Annotated in this window: 13 protein-coding genes; 7 read left to right on the forward strand and 6 right to left on the reverse strand. The window is 57.5% G+C overall.

Going from position 1 to position 14755, the window contains the following annotated elements:
- The first annotated feature begins 125 nt into the window (after window positions 1-125).
- Window positions 126-1973 carry an FG-GAP repeat domain-containing protein gene (locus OHL20_RS08935; protein ID WP_263382846.1) on the forward strand — a complete coding sequence of 616 codons (1848 nt, stop codon included), beginning with the start codon at window positions 126-128 and terminating at the stop codon, window positions 1971-1973.
- 92 nt (window positions 1974-2065) lie between these two features.
- On the opposite strand, the gene OHL20_RS08940 is transcribed toward OHL20_RS08935, so the two are convergent.
- Both OHL20_RS08940 and OHL20_RS08945 read right to left on the reverse strand, forming a co-directional pair.
- Entirely contained in the window at window positions 2066-3163 is a 1098-nt protein-coding gene (locus tag OHL20_RS08940; protein ID WP_263382847.1) for a mechanosensitive ion channel family protein, read from the reverse strand.
- A 47-nt stretch (window positions 3164-3210) separates the two neighbouring features.
- Window positions 3211-4110, reverse strand: a complete 900-nt coding sequence (locus OHL20_RS08945; RefSeq protein ID WP_263382848.1) for an alpha/beta hydrolase — start codon at window positions 4108-4110, stop codon at window positions 3211-3213.
- A 124-nt stretch (window positions 4111-4234) separates the two neighbouring features.
- Between OHL20_RS08945 and OHL20_RS08950 the strand changes: the two genes are divergently transcribed.
- Window positions 4235-4663, forward strand: a complete 429-nt coding sequence (locus tag OHL20_RS08950; RefSeq protein ID WP_263384978.1) for an OsmC family protein — start codon at window positions 4235-4237, stop codon at window positions 4661-4663.
- 76 nt (window positions 4664-4739) lie between these two features.
- Here OHL20_RS08950 and OHL20_RS08955 read toward each other — a convergent pair whose 3' ends face one another.
- Window positions 4740-5693, reverse strand: a complete 954-nt coding sequence (locus OHL20_RS08955; protein WP_263384979.1) for a cation diffusion facilitator family transporter — start codon at window positions 5691-5693, stop codon at window positions 4740-4742.
- A 31-nt stretch (window positions 5694-5724) separates the two neighbouring features.
- Complete coding sequence (locus tag OHL20_RS08960) at window positions 5725-6243, reverse strand: DUF3592 domain-containing protein (protein WP_263382849.1); 519 nt, start codon at window positions 6241-6243, stop codon at window positions 5725-5727.
- Window positions 6244-6347: 104 nt separating this feature from the next.
- On the opposite strand from OHL20_RS08960, the gene hslV reads away from it, so the two are divergent.
- On the forward strand, window positions 6348-7019 hold the full coding sequence (gene hslV, locus OHL20_RS08965; protein ID WP_449555755.1) for an ATP-dependent protease subunit HslV: 672 nt from the start codon (window positions 6348-6350) through the stop codon (window positions 7017-7019).
- A 57-nt stretch (window positions 7020-7076) separates the two neighbouring features.
- Window positions 7077-8699 (forward strand): ATP-dependent protease ATPase subunit HslU, encoded by a 1623-nt coding sequence (gene hslU / locus OHL20_RS08970; RefSeq protein ID WP_263382850.1) that lies wholly within the window; start codon window positions 7077-7079, stop codon window positions 8697-8699.
- 67 nt (window positions 8700-8766) lie between these two features.
- Here the strand turns inward: hslU and OHL20_RS08975 are convergent, their stop codons facing one another.
- Window positions 8767-9759 (reverse strand): transaldolase, encoded by a 993-nt coding sequence (locus OHL20_RS08975; RefSeq protein ID WP_263382851.1) that lies wholly within the window; start codon window positions 9757-9759, stop codon window positions 8767-8769.
- Between the two features lie 138 nt (window positions 9760-9897).
- On the reverse strand, window positions 9898-10896 hold the full coding sequence (locus OHL20_RS08980; RefSeq protein WP_263382852.1) for a fibronectin type III domain-containing protein: 999 nt from the start codon (window positions 10894-10896) through the stop codon (window positions 9898-9900).
- A 329-nt stretch (window positions 10897-11225) separates the two neighbouring features.
- On the opposite strand from OHL20_RS08980, the gene OHL20_RS08985 reads away from it, so the two are divergent.
- From OHL20_RS08985 to ruvB, 3 genes are read left to right on the forward strand one after another with little or no spacing between them, the layout of a single operon-like run.
- A complete protein-coding gene (locus tag OHL20_RS08985; protein WP_263382853.1) occupies window positions 11226-11990 on the forward strand; it encodes a helix-turn-helix domain-containing protein in 765 nt (254 codons plus the stop codon).
- Between the two features lie 55 nt (window positions 11991-12045).
- Window positions 12046-13392, forward strand: a complete 1347-nt coding sequence (locus tag OHL20_RS08990; protein ID WP_263382854.1) for a glycoside hydrolase family 27 protein — start codon at window positions 12046-12048, stop codon at window positions 13390-13392.
- A gap of 42 nt (window positions 13393-13434) precedes the next feature.
- Window positions 13435-14502 carry a Holliday junction branch migration DNA helicase RuvB gene (ruvB, locus tag OHL20_RS08995; RefSeq protein ID WP_263382855.1) on the forward strand — a complete coding sequence of 356 codons (1068 nt, stop codon included), beginning with the start codon at window positions 13435-13437 and terminating at the stop codon, window positions 14500-14502.
- Window positions 14503-14755: the final 253 nt, after the last annotated feature.

A 14755-nucleotide genomic window follows, 5' to 3' on the forward strand; every position in this document is an offset into this window, starting at 1 on the left:
TGCTGCACGCCTGCCTGCCATCTAGGGCCTACTCATCATTTCGTATGTAGAGAACAGGAGCGGACTAGGTCGCTACCTCGGAAAGCTATCCAAGTTCTATTTCAAACATATTTTCTGGAGACCCCATGTTTCTGTTCAATCCAGTTTCGCGCATCCGCTACTCAGCGGCTATGCTACCCGCGTGCATCGCCATGCTCACGATCTTCACCGGCTCCGCACTTGCCGTGGTTAGTCCCACGGTAACAACACTGACGTTGCTTCCTGCAAATCCTGTTGTTGGGAATCCAGTACTGCTGACTGCTTCCGTCACAACAGCTGGAGCTAACATCACGAGCAACGGACTTGTATCGTTCTATGACAATCCAGCCAACACCTTGAATCCTTCGATCAATTCGCTGATTGGGACCGTAGAGGTTAACGGTGCCGCAAAGGCGAGACTTCGCTTCGTGCCTGGCGTGGGACCACACCAGCTTATCGCTGTATTTCAACCGACAACCACTCTTAGTGGATCGTCCTCGAACCTGGCCTCACCCGTCGCGTTTACGATCGCCGGGAAAAAAACCTACGTTACCGCCAGCAAGCTAACGGCTGCCAGCAGTGCCGGTTTTTACGGTCTACTCGACATTCTCACGTTTTACGGCAGCCCTGCCCCCAACGGGAAGCTCACTCTGACAGACACTACGAACGGCACAGTCTCGAAGGCTATTCCCGTGGTTGCGACGACTCAGGGATTTGCACCAACTGTCAGCAGCAGCTCCGGCTCAACTCACGCAGTGGGAGTACAGATTTCAGCAACGGGTGATTTCAACGAGGATGGAGTTCCTGACCTCGCTGTGAGCAACCTGTTCGACGGAAACGTCGGAATTCTAATTGGAAATGGCAACGGTACCTTCCAGCCTGCAGTGACCTACACTACGAGCGCTGGCCCTTACGGCATCGGCGTTGGTGACTTCAACGGAGACGGACACCAGGACCTCGCTGTCACCAACGTTGGAGCTGGAACGGTGAGTATCCTTACCGGTGATGGAACAGGTGTTTTCACTGCACAGACTCCAGTTGCAGTCGGATACCAGCCTTACGAGATCACGGTTGGAGACTTCAATAATGACGGTGCATTAGATTTGGCTGTCACTAACTTCGGCGCTAACAATACGACGCCCGGGCAGATTGTTGTCCTGCTGAACAATGGACGAGGCGGCTTCCCTGTGGCCAAGCAGGTGGTGACGCCAGTCGGTCTGGACCCGATCGCTTTGGTTACTGGCAACTTTGGTGTAGATGGAAATCTAGGGCTAGTTGTCGCCAACTCCTATGAGGGAAGCGTCGGTCTACTTCTCGGAAATGGCGATGGAAGCTTTCAGCCTCAAGTGGTTTATAGCACCAATACTGGCAGTCAGACGCAGGGCAACAATGGATCAATTCCCTACGCCGCTGCCGTGGGAGACTTCAACAACGATGGCTTTCCAGATGTGGTAGTGGCTACTCTCAACAGCAGCAGCGTCACCATCCTGCAGAATACTGGCGCTGGAACATTTACCGTGCAGCCTCCCATAGCAACGGATCTGAATCCTATCTCTGTTGCAGCCTTCAACGCGGATGGATCGGGAAATGCAAGCATCGCAGTTGCTACGTATGGGGCGAACACCATCGACATTCTTACGAATGATGGCTCAGGTACGTTCCCCGCTTCCTCACTGACGAGTATCCCCTCTACACCTGGAGCGGCAGGCGTTTACTACGGCCTGACGATTGCCGACCTCAACGGAGATGGTAAGCCCGACATCGCCACTACCAACTTCAATGGAACAGGCTTTGGTATCCAACTCGGTACCCAGACTGTTGCTGCATTTACGACGGTAAAGGGAACGTTCACCGGCACGCTTGAGGCTGACTACATTCCCGCAGCTGGGGACGCGTATCAGAAGACGGCGAGTTCGGTTACGCTACCAGCGGCCTCCGCGACAAAGAAGAAGTAAGTACTGGTCTCACAGTCTGAAGTATCGAAGTAAATGGGAGCCGCTCTTAGTGGCTCCCATTTACTTTGCGATAGTCATTCAGAGTAAAGAGGCTAAGACGGCTGACCGTTAAATGTGTCAGCCATCGGATTAGTGGATTGAGCGGAAAAGCGAGTCGTGGGAAATGCATTGGGGTATTGCCGCTGAACGAACGCTGTCATCTGCTCGCGAACCAGACAGCGAAGATCGAAGTTCATGCTGGAGTTATGGCTGCTCATGAGGCAGCGTAGTTCCATGGTCTTCTCTGAGAGATTCGTTACCTGCAGACCGCAGACCTTCTTATCCCAAAGTGGTGAGAGTTGGACGATGCGATCTAACTCGGCGCGTAACTCCTCGACAGGAATGGAGTAGTCGACGTAAAGGAAAGCCGTGCCCATGATGTCGGTGTCCTGGCGAGACCAGTTTTGAAATGAATTCTCGATGAAGTAACTCAGCGGGACGATGAGTCGGCGCAGATCCCAGATCTTGATGACGACGTAGGCGGAGTTGATCTCTTCGACGCGACCCCATTCTCCTTGGACGACGACTACATCATCGATGCGAATTGGTTCGGTGAGCGCAATCTGGAGGCCGGCTAGAAAATTGGCTGCAGTGGACTTGGCAGCGGTCGCAAGAATCAGGGAGGCTACGCCAGCGGAGGCGAGCAGGCCTGTTCCATAGTGCCAGATGCGCGGGTCATGGAAGCTCCAAAGTAAGGCACCGGCAGTGACCACGATGATGAAGCTGATCACCATCCGGCGAAAGAGCTGAAATTGGGTGTGGACGCGGCGAGCCCGGATGTTGTTCTCGGCTGCTAGATCGTAGCGGCGAAGAAAGGCGTTCTGCACGACGTAAACACAGCCGACGACGAACCAGCCGAGTGCGCCGATCAGGGCCATGACGAAGCCTTGGCGGAGGATGTCCTCGACGCGGTCCGGAAGACGCGGGACGGCCGGAAGGACCGCTAACAGGCAGGTGATAAAGAAGATGGCGCGGGCTGGAGCACCCAGATTGCGTTGCAGCCCCCAGCCGAGGGTGTGGCCTTCAATCTCCTTGCGGCGGAGTAGGCGGAAGAGAACGTAGTGAACCAGGTTCGCAAAGACCAGCGCGGCGCAGAAGAGGAAGATGGCAAAGAACCAGCGGTGCTCCTGTAAATGAAAGACCTCGTTCATCGACGCGCTGCTCCTTTGCTCATCTCTCCATTCTATGGAAGCTGTCGCTACTGGGGCTTGAGGTGGCTGAGGCTGTCGAGCACAGCTGTTTCGAGGGCGATACGGCGATCGGAGTAGGAATGATCCGTTGCGATGTGGATCGCTGTGACCTGTTTGTCACCAGCCTTCTCGAGGCCCATCACGAGCACATCGTTCGAAGGGGCGAGGCCATCATCGGAGGTGACGACGAGGATCGGGCGCGAAGCGAGCTTCAACGCTTGATTGGCGAGCGACCACTCCTTCGCATGCGCGATAAGATCGCGAGCGAGGCTTTCGGGGGTACAGCCTGCGAGCGGGGCAATGCCTTCTGCGGCGAGCTTCTTGCCGATCGGGCCGACCGCTTCCTCCTGCTTGCCTGCAAGAACGGCAGGAAGGGCGAACCCGGCCATATCGGCGGCGGAGATGAGACCGATGGCTTTGACTGCCGGATCGGTAGCTCCGACGTTTGCGGCAATCATGCCGCCCATGCTGTGGCCGATGAGGACGAGGTACTTCGGGTCGGCGTGGAATTTGGCTGCGTTGGCAGGATCGCGGAGGTAGGCGAGCGCGGCGTGCGTGTCCTCGATGGAGTGCGTAAAGGAAAAGTCACCAGGCGTTCCCCAGGAGCCACGATAGTCGAAGAAGAGGACGTCCCAACCGGCACGGCGGATGGTTTGCGCGAGGTCGAGATTGCGCTCATTGCCGGGGAAGCCGTGGAGCAGCAGCACGACAGGATGCGGACCGGAACCCGCAGCGATGTAGACCAGGCCATTCAATAACGCGCCATGGCTAGGAATCTGGATGGACTGCATGGCAGCGGGCGCGGCTTTGTCGAGCGCGGGATCGTCGCTGATGGCGGCAAGTTGCTGAGCGTACAGGGACGGCACAAACAGGAGGGCAGATGACAGGAGAAGTTTGCGCAGGAGCATGGGGCGATTGTAGTGGACACTCCCGTAGAGAGAGAATGGCTACCATGTTTCATGCTCCATTCTCAGAATGGAGGCATCGAAAGAGTACAGTCGGAACGAAGAGAGATCTTCCAAGGAGAGCATGATGAATCGCAGTGCGAGCGCAGTGTGGCATGGTGGATTGAAAGACGGTAAGGGAACGATTTCGACCCAGAGCGGCGCGGTCAAGGACCTGCAATATAGCTTTGGATCACGCTTCGAGAGTGGCGTTGGAACCAATCCTGAGGAGTTGCTGGGTGCGGCCCATGCGGGCTGTTTCTCGATGGCGCTGAGCGCACAGTTTACCGAGGCTGGTCTTAAGCCGGACACGATTGAGACGACGGCCGTCGTGACGCTCGATATGCTTCCAGAGGGACCGACGATCACGAAGATTCACCTGACGACGAAGGTGACGGCTCCCGGCGTAGACAAGGCAAAGTTCGATGAGCTTGCGAACAACGCAAAGCTTGGCTGCCCTCTGTCGAAGGTGTTGAAGGCTGCAGAGATTACCCTCGACGCTCAATTGGTTTCGTAGGTTTTCAGCTTTTGCTTGAAGAGCCCAAGGCTTATGCTCTGGGCTCTTTTCGTTGGCAGTGGAATGCAAACAAGGGTTAGTGCGCGTGACTGTGACCGTGATGGTGGTGGCCATGCGCGCCTACTGCTTCAAGCGGTGGTGGCGCGCTGCAGCCATGCGTTGTCTCGCAGCCAATCGTTTCGAACTGGATCGTGGTGTGGTGAATGTGGAAGCGATCGCGTAGCGCGCAGTTGATGCTGTCGAGGATTGTGCCGCACTCGGACATCGGCATCTCGGGAATGGTGATGTGGCTGGCCAGCGCGTGGGAGGACGATCCAAGGCTCCAGACGTGCAGGTCGTGAACGTCAAGCACGCCGTCTACACCTGCCATCGCACTGCGGATGTCCTCGAGGCGTAAGGTCTTCGGTGTTCCTTCGAGCAGGATATTCAGAGTCTCGCGCACGATGCCTACCGAGCTGTAGAGGATCATGCCCGCGATGATGATGGAGAGCAGCGGATCGATCCAGGTAAGCCCGGTGAAGAGGATTGCGGCACCACCTGCGATGACGGCGGCGGTTGAGAGGGTGTCGCCGAGCATGTGCAGGAAGACGCTGCGGATGTTGACGTCGCCTGAGAACTTCCAGAGCAGGCTTGCGATGGCGCCGTTCATCAGCACACCGGCAGCGGCGACGATCATCATGAGGCGGGGCTGCACGGCGATTGGCTCGCTGAAGCGATGAATGGCGGCGAAGGCGATCCATGCAGAGAGGACGATCAGCGTCAGCGCGTTGACAAAGGCCGCGAGCACACCGGCCCGCTGGTAGCCAAAGGTCTTCTCCTCGGTTGCAGGGCGGGACTGGAAGTAGACAGCTACGAAGGAGAGAAGAATCGCGAGGAGGTCGCTGACGTTGTGGCCAGCCTCCGAGATGAGCGCAAGGGAGTGGGCACGGACGCCGAAATAGAACGTCGCGACAACGTAGAGGAAGGTAGCGGCCATGGAGCACTGCAGCACACGCTGCATCTTGCGGTTCGGGCTGGCGACCATGTGCATAGCTAAAGTGTAGCCCCGCACGGCAAGGCCATCAATCGCGAGAGGGTGATTCGTGGACCTGCTCAACATAAAGCGGGTCGTGCTCAGGGGCATCCAGGCGCACGCCGTTCCAATCCTCCGCGACAACGATACTGTTGCCGGGATTGCGGGGATCATAGCGCACCTGCACCGGAAGGTCGATGCGCAGATGGCGTACGTGGTCTGCGAGGCTGGTGACATCCTGCGCACATTCGTAGGTAACACCGGCGATGCGGTAGCGGTAGATCAGTACATGAGGCGAGAGAAGGTAGTCCGGCGGCACGTCCAGGGAGCCGTCCTCGCTGTTGTCTTCCGTCGTGCCGTCGATGCCGACGATGCTTCCGTCGATAATGCGGCCTTCATGGGCGAGCAGGGTGCGGCGCTGTAGCTCGATTTCGTCGGGAGACTCGCGTTTGCGGAGTTTGGAGTAGAGAAAGATGCCGCCCAGGGCAAGCAACGTAGCTGCGACGGCGCCCACCTGTTGCCGGGTGATGCGGTCGAGGTGAAGAGAGGATGGAAGATGCGGGAGCACAGAGCCTTTTGCACAGGATAGACCATTGCGCGCGGTTGCGGAGAACGATAGCTGTTAGCAGCAAAGGTGACGTCTGCCGATTGACGATATACTGAAACGTGCCAATGAAGCCGTCTTTTTCCAGCTCTGCCCTCACCTCTTCGGACTTATCCACTCGCCTCAAGACCACGTCTGGTCATTCGAGGACCACATCCATTCCGCTGCAAGCAGCACACCCACTGGATCTGGGCGACGGACGCCGTATTCGATCGACCACGGTAATCTGTGTTCGCCGGGGCGACTCGGTCGTCATGGCAGCAGACGGGCAGGTCTCTCTCGGCTCAACTGTTATGAAGTCCTCGGCGAAAAAAATTCGCCGCCTCTACCAGGACAAAGTATTGGCTGGTTTTGCGGGATCGACAGCGGATGCGTTCTCACTCTTCGCGCGCTTCGAGACCAAGCTAGAGCAGTATGCTGGCAATCTTGGCCGCGCAGCCGTTGAGCTTGCGAAGGATTGGCGGACGGACAAGATGCTGCGCCAGTTAGAGGCGCTGCTCATTGTGGCTGACCCGAAGCAGACGTTCCTGCTGAGCGGGACCGGCGACGTAATCGATCCAGATGAGGGGATTGCGACGATCGGCTCGGGCGGCAGCTATGCGCTGGCGTCGGCACGGGCTTTGATGGAGAACACGGACCTTTCCGCCCGCGATATAGCCGAGAAGAGCCTCCGTATCGCGGGACAGATCTGCATCTACACCAACGACCACATCATGATCGAAGAGTTGAAGGCCGAGTAGCAGAGGTTCATCGCTACCAAACTCGAAACAAAATCTTGCAGTCAGGAGCACCGCATCATGGCAATTTTTCTTCCTGGAACAGCCGACGATCAGGCGCTCTCTCTCGATGAGATGACACCGCGGGAGATCGTCGCGGAGCTGGACAAGTACGTCGTCGGACAACATGCAGCCAAGCGGGCCGTAGCCATTGCGTTGCGCAACCGCTCCCGCCGGCAGAAGCTTCCGCCAGATCTGGCCGAAGACATCATGCCGAAGAACATCATCATGATAGGGCCCACAGGCGTCGGCAAGACGGAGATTGCTCGGCGGCTTGCGAAGCTGACCAACTCGCCGTTTCTCAAGGTCGAAGCCTCGAAGTTTACAGAGGTTGGCTACGTTGGGCGTGATGTTGAGTCGATCGTTCGCGATCTCGTTGAGATTGCAGTCGATATGGTGCGCGAGGAAAAGCTGGAGGATGTCGAAGACAAGGCCGAACTGAATGCCGAAGACCGGCTACTTGACCTGCTCTTACCGCCTTCTCCGGTGGCGGCGACTCCTGCGGCTACGACCGCGGCAGCAGCTACGAGCGAGCCCGGCAGCAACGTGATTCAGCTTCCTGCCTCGGCACTCGTTGATGACGTAACCCATGTTGAAGCCGAGGGCGAAGATGAAAAGCCGGGTGACCGGCATCAGAGGACGCGTGAGAAGCTACGCCAGCAGTTCCGCGAGGGCAAGCTCGACGACCGAATGGTGGAGCTGGATGTACGTGATCGCAATCAGCCCAGCTTCGAATTTGTGACGAACCAAGGTCCGGATGACTCCGACATGAACCTCAAAGACATGCTGCCCGGCCTGTTCGGTCAGCGGACCAAGAAGCGCAAGATGAAGGTGTCGGAAGCCTTCGAATACCTGGTCTCCGAAGAGGAGAGCCGCCTCATCGATATGGACCAGGTGACGCGGCTAGCCGTCGATCGGGTTGAGGACTCAGGCATTGTGTTTCTCGACGAGATCGACAAGATCGCCGGTAGGGAAGGTGGGCATGGTCCTGATGTGTCGCGTGAGGGTGTCCAGCGGGACATTCTGCCCATCGTTGAAGGCACGACCGTAAACACGAAGTACGGCATGGTCTCGACGGACCACATCCTCTTTATCGCGGCTGGCGCCTTCCACGTCTCGAAGCCAAGCGACCTGATTCCCGAGTTGCAGGGGCGCTTTCCCATTCGCGTGGAATTGCACTCGCTCACGGTCAATGACTTTATCCGCATCCTGACGGAACCGAAGTCGTCGCTCGTGAAGCAATCCACCGCGCTGCTTGAGACTGAGGGGTTGAAGCTTGAATTCACGCCTGAGGCCCTGGCCGAGATGGCTCAGTTTGCATTTCGGGTGAATGAGACGACTGAGAACATCGGAGCGCGTCGCCTTCATACCATCATGGAGCGGGTGCTCGATGAGATCAGCTTCCAGGCACCGGATCTCTTCAAGAGTCCGCGCGCCGAGGCTACCGACGAAGGCGTAATCGCCGAGATTGGCGCATCGGCTTCACTTACCGGTGAGGTTCAGCCGCCTTCGCCTCCACTGCCGGTCATCGAACGCCAGACTGCAACTGGTGTTGAGAAGGTGATCGTGGTCGATCCTGAGTACGTTCGTCAGCAGGTCGCCAGCATCGTGAAGGATCAGGACCTGAGCCGCTACATTCTGTAAAAGACATGAGCCTGCAAACAGGAAAGGCGGCCGCAATGGCCGCCTTTCCTGTTGTACTTAGAGCAAGTTATGCGTTCGCAGGCTGGCTGATCTCGCTGAGGCGCTTTGCAAGCAGCTTCTCGAGATCTTCGAGTGCCTTGGAAAAGCCCTCGATGCCTTCCTTCAGTTTGTCGTGGGCCATGCGATCTTCGGCGTGCATCTTCTCGAAGGTTTCTTTGTCCATGGGAATCTTCTTGATGTCGAGATCCTTGGCTTTGGAGGCGTCGAGCTTGAGAGGCAGATCACCCTCGGTCGAGTCCAGTTCGGCGAGCAGCTTGGGCGCGATAGTCAGCAGGTCGCAGCCCGCGAGTTCTGTAATCTCGCTGATGTTGCGGAAGCTGGCTCCCATGACGACCGTCTTGTAGTTGAAGTGCTTGTAATACTTGTAGATCGTTGTCACAGATTGAACACCAGGGTCATCTGCGCCTTGGTAATCCTTGCCCGTATCCTTTTTGTACCAATCGAGAATACGACCTACGAATGGGGAGATGAGCGTGACCTTGGCTTCGGCACAGGCAACGGCCTGGTGTATGCCAAAGAGGAGCGTCAGGTTGCAGTGAATGCCCTCTCGCTCCAGGATCTCGGCGGCTTTAATGCCCTCCCAGGTCGAGGCGATCTTGACGAGGACGCGCTTGCGATCGATGCCGGCCTTGTCGTACTGGCTGATAATGTCGCGAGCCTGCTCGAGAGTCTTTTCCGTATCGTAGCTGAGGCGGGCGTCCACTTCGGTCGAAACGCGGCCGGGAACGATGTCAAGAATCTTGCGCCCGAAGGCTACGGCGAGCGTTTTGAACGCGAATGCAGCGACATCCTTGTCGGAGGCGCTATCGCCAGCCTGCTTGCGTGCCTCTTTCAGAACGTCATCAACGATCGACTGGTACTCGCTCTTCTCGGCGGCGGCGGCGATGAGGGATGGGTTGGTGGTCGAATCGGTCGGCTTGAACTTCTCGATCGAATTGATATCGCCGGTGTCGGCGACCACGGTTGTCACTTTTTTCAGTTGTTCCAGTAGTGTTGCCATAGCTCGAAACTCCTTCGGAGTACGCCACTAGCTTACCAAGAATGTCTTTGTACAGCGTGGCGATCCAGTAAAACGGCGTGAATTGACGACTCGCCTTCTTTTAGTTGGATGCGTCGTGTGGATTTTCGAACGTAGTGGTCAGGGGTGTATCTCTTCGCGAGAAGGAGCACCGGGAGAGCTTTCGTTGCCGGTATTGTCGACGGCTGTAACGGTATAGCTGTAGATGTGACCTGGAATTACGCTGGCATCCTTGAAGCCGGGCTCTTGAACAGGAGTCGGAGTGAGTCGCGCTGCGGAGCCGATAGCGGCTCCGTTGGCGTCAAGGTCCTGACGATAAACGATATAGCCGGCGAGATCTACCTCCGTGTTTGGTCTCCAGGAGAGATCGATGGTGGGTCCAGCGCCAATAGGTGCGCTGGCGATTGTCTCTAGTCCACTCGGGGCTCGGGGCGGGAACGAATCGCGCATCAGCACCTGTACCGGTGCGGAGGGTGCACTGCGAATCTCCAGCGCTTTCCCTCCAAGAACGACCTTTCTGACACGCTGTGCAGTGTAGGTGTACGTCACTCCACGGCGGGCGGTTGCATCGAGCGTGCCACCGGCATCTTGCAGAAATGGGGCGTCCGCAGAAGTAGCTTTACGGGCCCGTAGATGCAACCCTGCAGGTTCGTTTGCGGCCTTGGCCGCCGTCTGCTTACCCGAAGCTAAAGTCACAGGACTATCGATACGAAGGCGGCTAAGTTCAATCGCATCAGTAGCATCCCTCGGCTCCCACTGGAGCAGCGCACCCTCTGCGGTCGTGCGCACACGGATGTGTGTGACCGTCGGCGGTGCAGACCCTGCAGCGGCGAAGGCGGGGGCTGACAGCCCCGCAGAGCGCTCCTGATCGTTGACGAGCGTGACCTGGTACTGAATCAACCGCTGCGGGTCAGCGACGAGATCAGGCGAAAGCAGATCTGTCGTCTCGGAAGAACCGGGGCGCACTGCCAGGCGACGGGTCAGCGAGCAGTGTGCTGTCGGAGCGATGGTGCGGCAGATCTCCGCTATGGTCGCTCCCTTGATGGTCAGTTCGTCTGTGGTCTTTGCAGGCGTTGTCCAGTGAAGCTTTACCTCATCGCCTACTCTTTCGGCATTCAAGTCAGTGACGATCTTTGGCAGATGCAGCGAGGGAGGCCGCGGCGGACCCGGATTTGCGCATCCTAATAGCAGGACTGAACCCAGGAACAAGAGGCGTTTAGCCGGATTTGAGCATAGGTTAGCCGGCAGAGTCATCCATCACAGGCTAGCATCCCGACCCGAAGACTTGCCCTATGTCGACTGCTGCAGGTGGAATCTAAAGTCCGCGATCGACCGTACATCTTTTGACCGGATTTAAACATCTGTTTGCGAGACGAATACTATTTCCGATGCCGACAAAAACCATGATAAAGCCCAGCGAAATGTCTACTTCCATCGAAGTTACGCCCATGCCTCCAACCCTTCCCAACGAAGGCTTACTTCAGGTCGATGGAGAGGCCGCCGAGGCTTTTATCGCGGAAAAGCGTATCGGGGAACGCATTAAGTACTTGCGCCTCAAGAAATCAATGGGTCTGGTTGAATTAGGAAGGCATACCGGACTCTCGGCAAGCTTTTTGTCTCAGTTGGAGACAGGCCGCGTTGTTCCGACGCTGCGGAATCTGGCACGTATTGCCATGGTGTTCTCGAAGGATTTAAGTTACTTCTTCGATCCTGAACCGCAAACGCTCTTTCGAGTGCATCGGACGAAGGATCGCCTGCGTCTCCCGCAGACTGGTGTCGACGATCCCACGTACTTCTTCGAAAGCCTTGGTTATCTGGTTCCCGATCGCCAACTCGATCCTTACTTTGCAGAATTCCTGCCGGGCAAGGCCGGTCGCGGATCGCGCGCCCATCAGCATGTCGGCTGCGAGTTTCTCTATGTACTCAGTGGTGCGCTCGACATCCAGCATGGTGATGGTCGCTATCACCTGGAGGCAGGCGACGCGGTTTATTTTGACGCCAATACGATCCATAGCTACGCCTGCGCAGGCGATGTATCGGCTACGGTGGTGATTGTGACCCTGCAGCAGCCAGTTGCCATACAGGCGGCGAGCCGTGGCCACGGCCCGAGACTTGCGAACGGCGGCAGTAAGGTGCGCAACATCAATGCTGCAGAGATGCGTTCCCCAGTGGATAGTACGACGAGTGGCAAGAAGGCGACTGTCTCGCACTGATGGGGCACGTCGAAGTTCTGTAGACCGAACTTGTTGCATGGGCTATCGTGTTGGGATGCCTTTGAAGACCCTGATCGCCTCCTGCTTTGTAGTACTTAGCGCCTCTAACCTGTCAGCGCAGGGTCCCCTGGCCGCCAACCCCCCTATGGGCTGGAATAGCTGGGACTCATATGGCTTGACGATCACCGAGGCGCAGTTCGGTGTGAACGTCGACGTCCTCAGCAGCCGTCTGAAGCCATTCGGCTGGAAGTATGTCGTGATCGACGAGGGCTGGTACCTGAAGAATCCTTCAGCGCAGAAGCCTGAGGAATTTCAGTACACCTTGAACGAGCGCGGACAGTACTCGCCCGCGCTTAATCGCTTTCCTTCAGCCGACAAGGGAGCAGGGCTAAAGCTTGTAGGTGACTCGGTCCATGCGAAGGGGCTACTGTTCGGAATTCACATCATTCGTGGCATTCCGAAAGAGACGGTCCATTCGAATAGCGTGATGATTGCCGGCGGCTTCCATCCGGCTGATGCGGCGGATACGACCGATACCTGTTCTTGGAATTCCGACAACTTTGGCGTGCGAGATAACGCTGCTGGACAGGCCTGGTATGACGGCCTGATTCGCCAGTATGCCTCGTGGGGCGTCGACTATCTGAAGGTCGATTGCATCGCCTCGCACCCGTACAAAGCCGACGAGATTCGCATGATCCATCGGGCGATTGTGAAATCCGGAAGACCGATCGTGCTCAGCCTTTCCCCCGGTCCGACGGCGCTTGAGAATGCTGCTGAGGTTGGCCAGAATGCTCAGCTCTGGCGTATCTCCGACGACGTCTGGGACTATTGGGATCGGCCAGCGGGCAAGGAGTTTCCGAAGCCGCTCAAGCGGCAATTTGCCACAATCGCCAGTTGGGCAAAGTATACGAAGCCGGGTAACTGGCCGGATGCAGACATGCTTCCACTCGGCGAACTGCGCCCTGTTCCGGGCTACGAAGCGCCTAGAACTTCGAGGCTGACGCATGTCGAGCAGCAGACGATGCTGACGCTCTGGTCGATCTCGCGGTCTCCACTCTTCATGGGTGGCAATCTAACGATGCTCGATGAAGCTACGGCAGCGCTGTTGACTAATGCGGAGGTACTTGCGGTCGATCAGCATGGGCACGATCAGCGAGTCGCCATGCAGGATGGCGACCTGATCGCGTGGACCTCGAAGGGGGTTGGCGATCGGCAGTACCTTGCACTCTTCAACCTTGGCGACAGCGCTGCGACGGTGAACACTTCTTTCGATCGCTATGGACTTGCGGGTACGAGCTACAAGCTGCGCGACCTGTGGGCAAAGAAGGATCTTGGTCAGGCGAAGGGGATTGCGCAGAGTCTGCCTGCGCATGGCTCGATGCTGCTGGAGCTGCGACCTTGATGCTGGTTGCTTCGCAGCGGGTTTCGCCTTAGCATCGCCTGAGTGGAGAATCCCAAACCCAAGGCGAAGGTTGACCTCAATCGTAAAGCTTCTGCCGATGCGGAGCGGCTGGTCTCGGCTGGGCGAGCGGATGACGACGACGCCTTTGAGCTGAAGCTGCGGCCGCACCGGCTCGCCGAGTTTATCGGTCAGACGAAGGCTAAGGAGCAGCTTGCCATCGCGCTCGAGGCTGCTAAGTCTCGCGGCGAGGCGCTCGATCATGTGCTGCTCTTCGGCCCTCCCGGGCTTGGAAAGACGACGCTGGCCACGATTATTGCCAATGAGCTTGAGGTCGGCTACCAGCAGACCTCGGGACCGGCGCTGCAGATTCAGGGCGACCTTACGGCGATTCTGACGAATCTGCGTGAGCGGCAGGTGCTCTTTCTGGACGAGATCCATCGGTTGCAGCCTGTGCTTGAGGAGAAGCTTTACACGGCCCTTGAGGACTACAAGCTCGACATCATCATCGGCCAGGGTCCGGCCGCGCGGACGCATGTGATGGAGATCAAGCCATTTACCTTTGTGGCGGCGACGACGCGGCCTGGCCTGCTCTCTTCGCCGCTGCGGTCGCGGTTCGGCATCCTGCTGCGGCTGGAGTTCTATACGGATGATGAGCTGCGCTTTGTGGTGACTCGCTCGGCCGAGGTGCTTGGCGTGCCGATTGATCAGGATGGCGCTGCAGAGATCGCGATGCGGTCGCGCGGGACGCCGCGTATCGCCAATCGGTTGCTGCGGCGTGTGCGCGACTATGCCCAGGTGCGCGCGCACGGAAGCATCGATCGGCCTACGGCGCAGGCTGCGCTGGCTATGCTGGAGGTCGATGCGCATGGCTTTGACGAGCTGGATCGGCGGCTTTTGCGGACGATCATTGAGAAGTACGACGGCGGCCCGGTCGGGCTGAACACGCTGGCGGCAGCGCTGGCTGAGGAGCAGGATGCGCTCGAAGAGGTCTACGAGCCGTTTCTGATCCAGATCGGGTTTTTGGACCGGACGCCGCGGGGGCGTGTGGCGACGCGGCTTGCGTATGAGCATCTTGGGATCGAGATGCCGCGAAAGCTTAGTCTGTTCTAGGAATTTATTTTTCCAAGAAGTCCTAAAGTCTTCATTCGAGATAGTTTAAGTCTGGACTTTGTTTTGGACTCATGAGGTCTGGGGCCGCTTAGGCACCCTGTTGGAGAGGTGCTTTTGTCAAGTTGCGTGGTTTGAAAAGGACGCAGCGATGATGTGCGGGACCAGGACGAAAAAATAACGCAGATTTCCCCCGGAAATGATAATTAGAGAGGCAAGACTGGTGTATGCCATCCCGGGATTTATATTTCTTTCA

This window comes from Granulicella arctica (assembly GCF_025685605.1).
Lineage (GTDB): Bacteria > Acidobacteriota > Terriglobia > Terriglobales > Acidobacteriaceae > Edaphobacter > Edaphobacter arcticus.

Coding starts and splice junctions, on each gene's coding strand:
- OHL20_RS08990 (WP_263382854.1), top strand. CDS start 12,046: ATGCCTTTGAAGACCCTGATCGCCTCCTGCTTTGTAGTACTTAGCGCC.
- OHL20_RS08935 (WP_263382846.1), top strand. CDS start 126: ATGTTTCTGTTCAATCCAGTTTCGCGCATCCGCTACTCAGCGGCTATG.
- OHL20_RS08945 (WP_263382848.1), bottom strand. CDS start 4,110: ATGCTCCTGCGCAAACTTCTCCTGTCATCTGCCCTCCTGTTTGTGCCG.
- OHL20_RS08955 (WP_263384979.1), bottom strand. CDS start 5,693: ATGCACATGGTCGCCAGCCCGAACCGCAAGATGCAGCGTGTGCTGCAG.
- OHL20_RS08975 (WP_263382851.1), bottom strand. CDS start 9,759: ATGGCAACACTACTGGAACAACTGAAAAAAGTGACAACCGTGGTCGCC.
- OHL20_RS08985 (WP_263382853.1), top strand. CDS start 11,226: ATGCCTCCAACCCTTCCCAACGAAGGCTTACTTCAGGTCGATGGAGAG.
- hslV (WP_449555755.1), top strand. CDS start 6,348: ATGAAGCCGTCTTTTTCCAGCTCTGCCCTCACCTCTTCGGACTTATCC.
- OHL20_RS08940 (WP_263382847.1), bottom strand. CDS start 3,163: ATGAACGAGGTCTTTCATTTACAGGAGCACCGCTGGTTCTTTGCCATC.
- hslU (WP_263382850.1), top strand. CDS start 7,077: ATGGCAATTTTTCTTCCTGGAACAGCCGACGATCAGGCGCTCTCTCTC.
- OHL20_RS08950 (WP_263384978.1), top strand. CDS start 4,235: ATGAATCGCAGTGCGAGCGCAGTGTGGCATGGTGGATTGAAAGACGGT.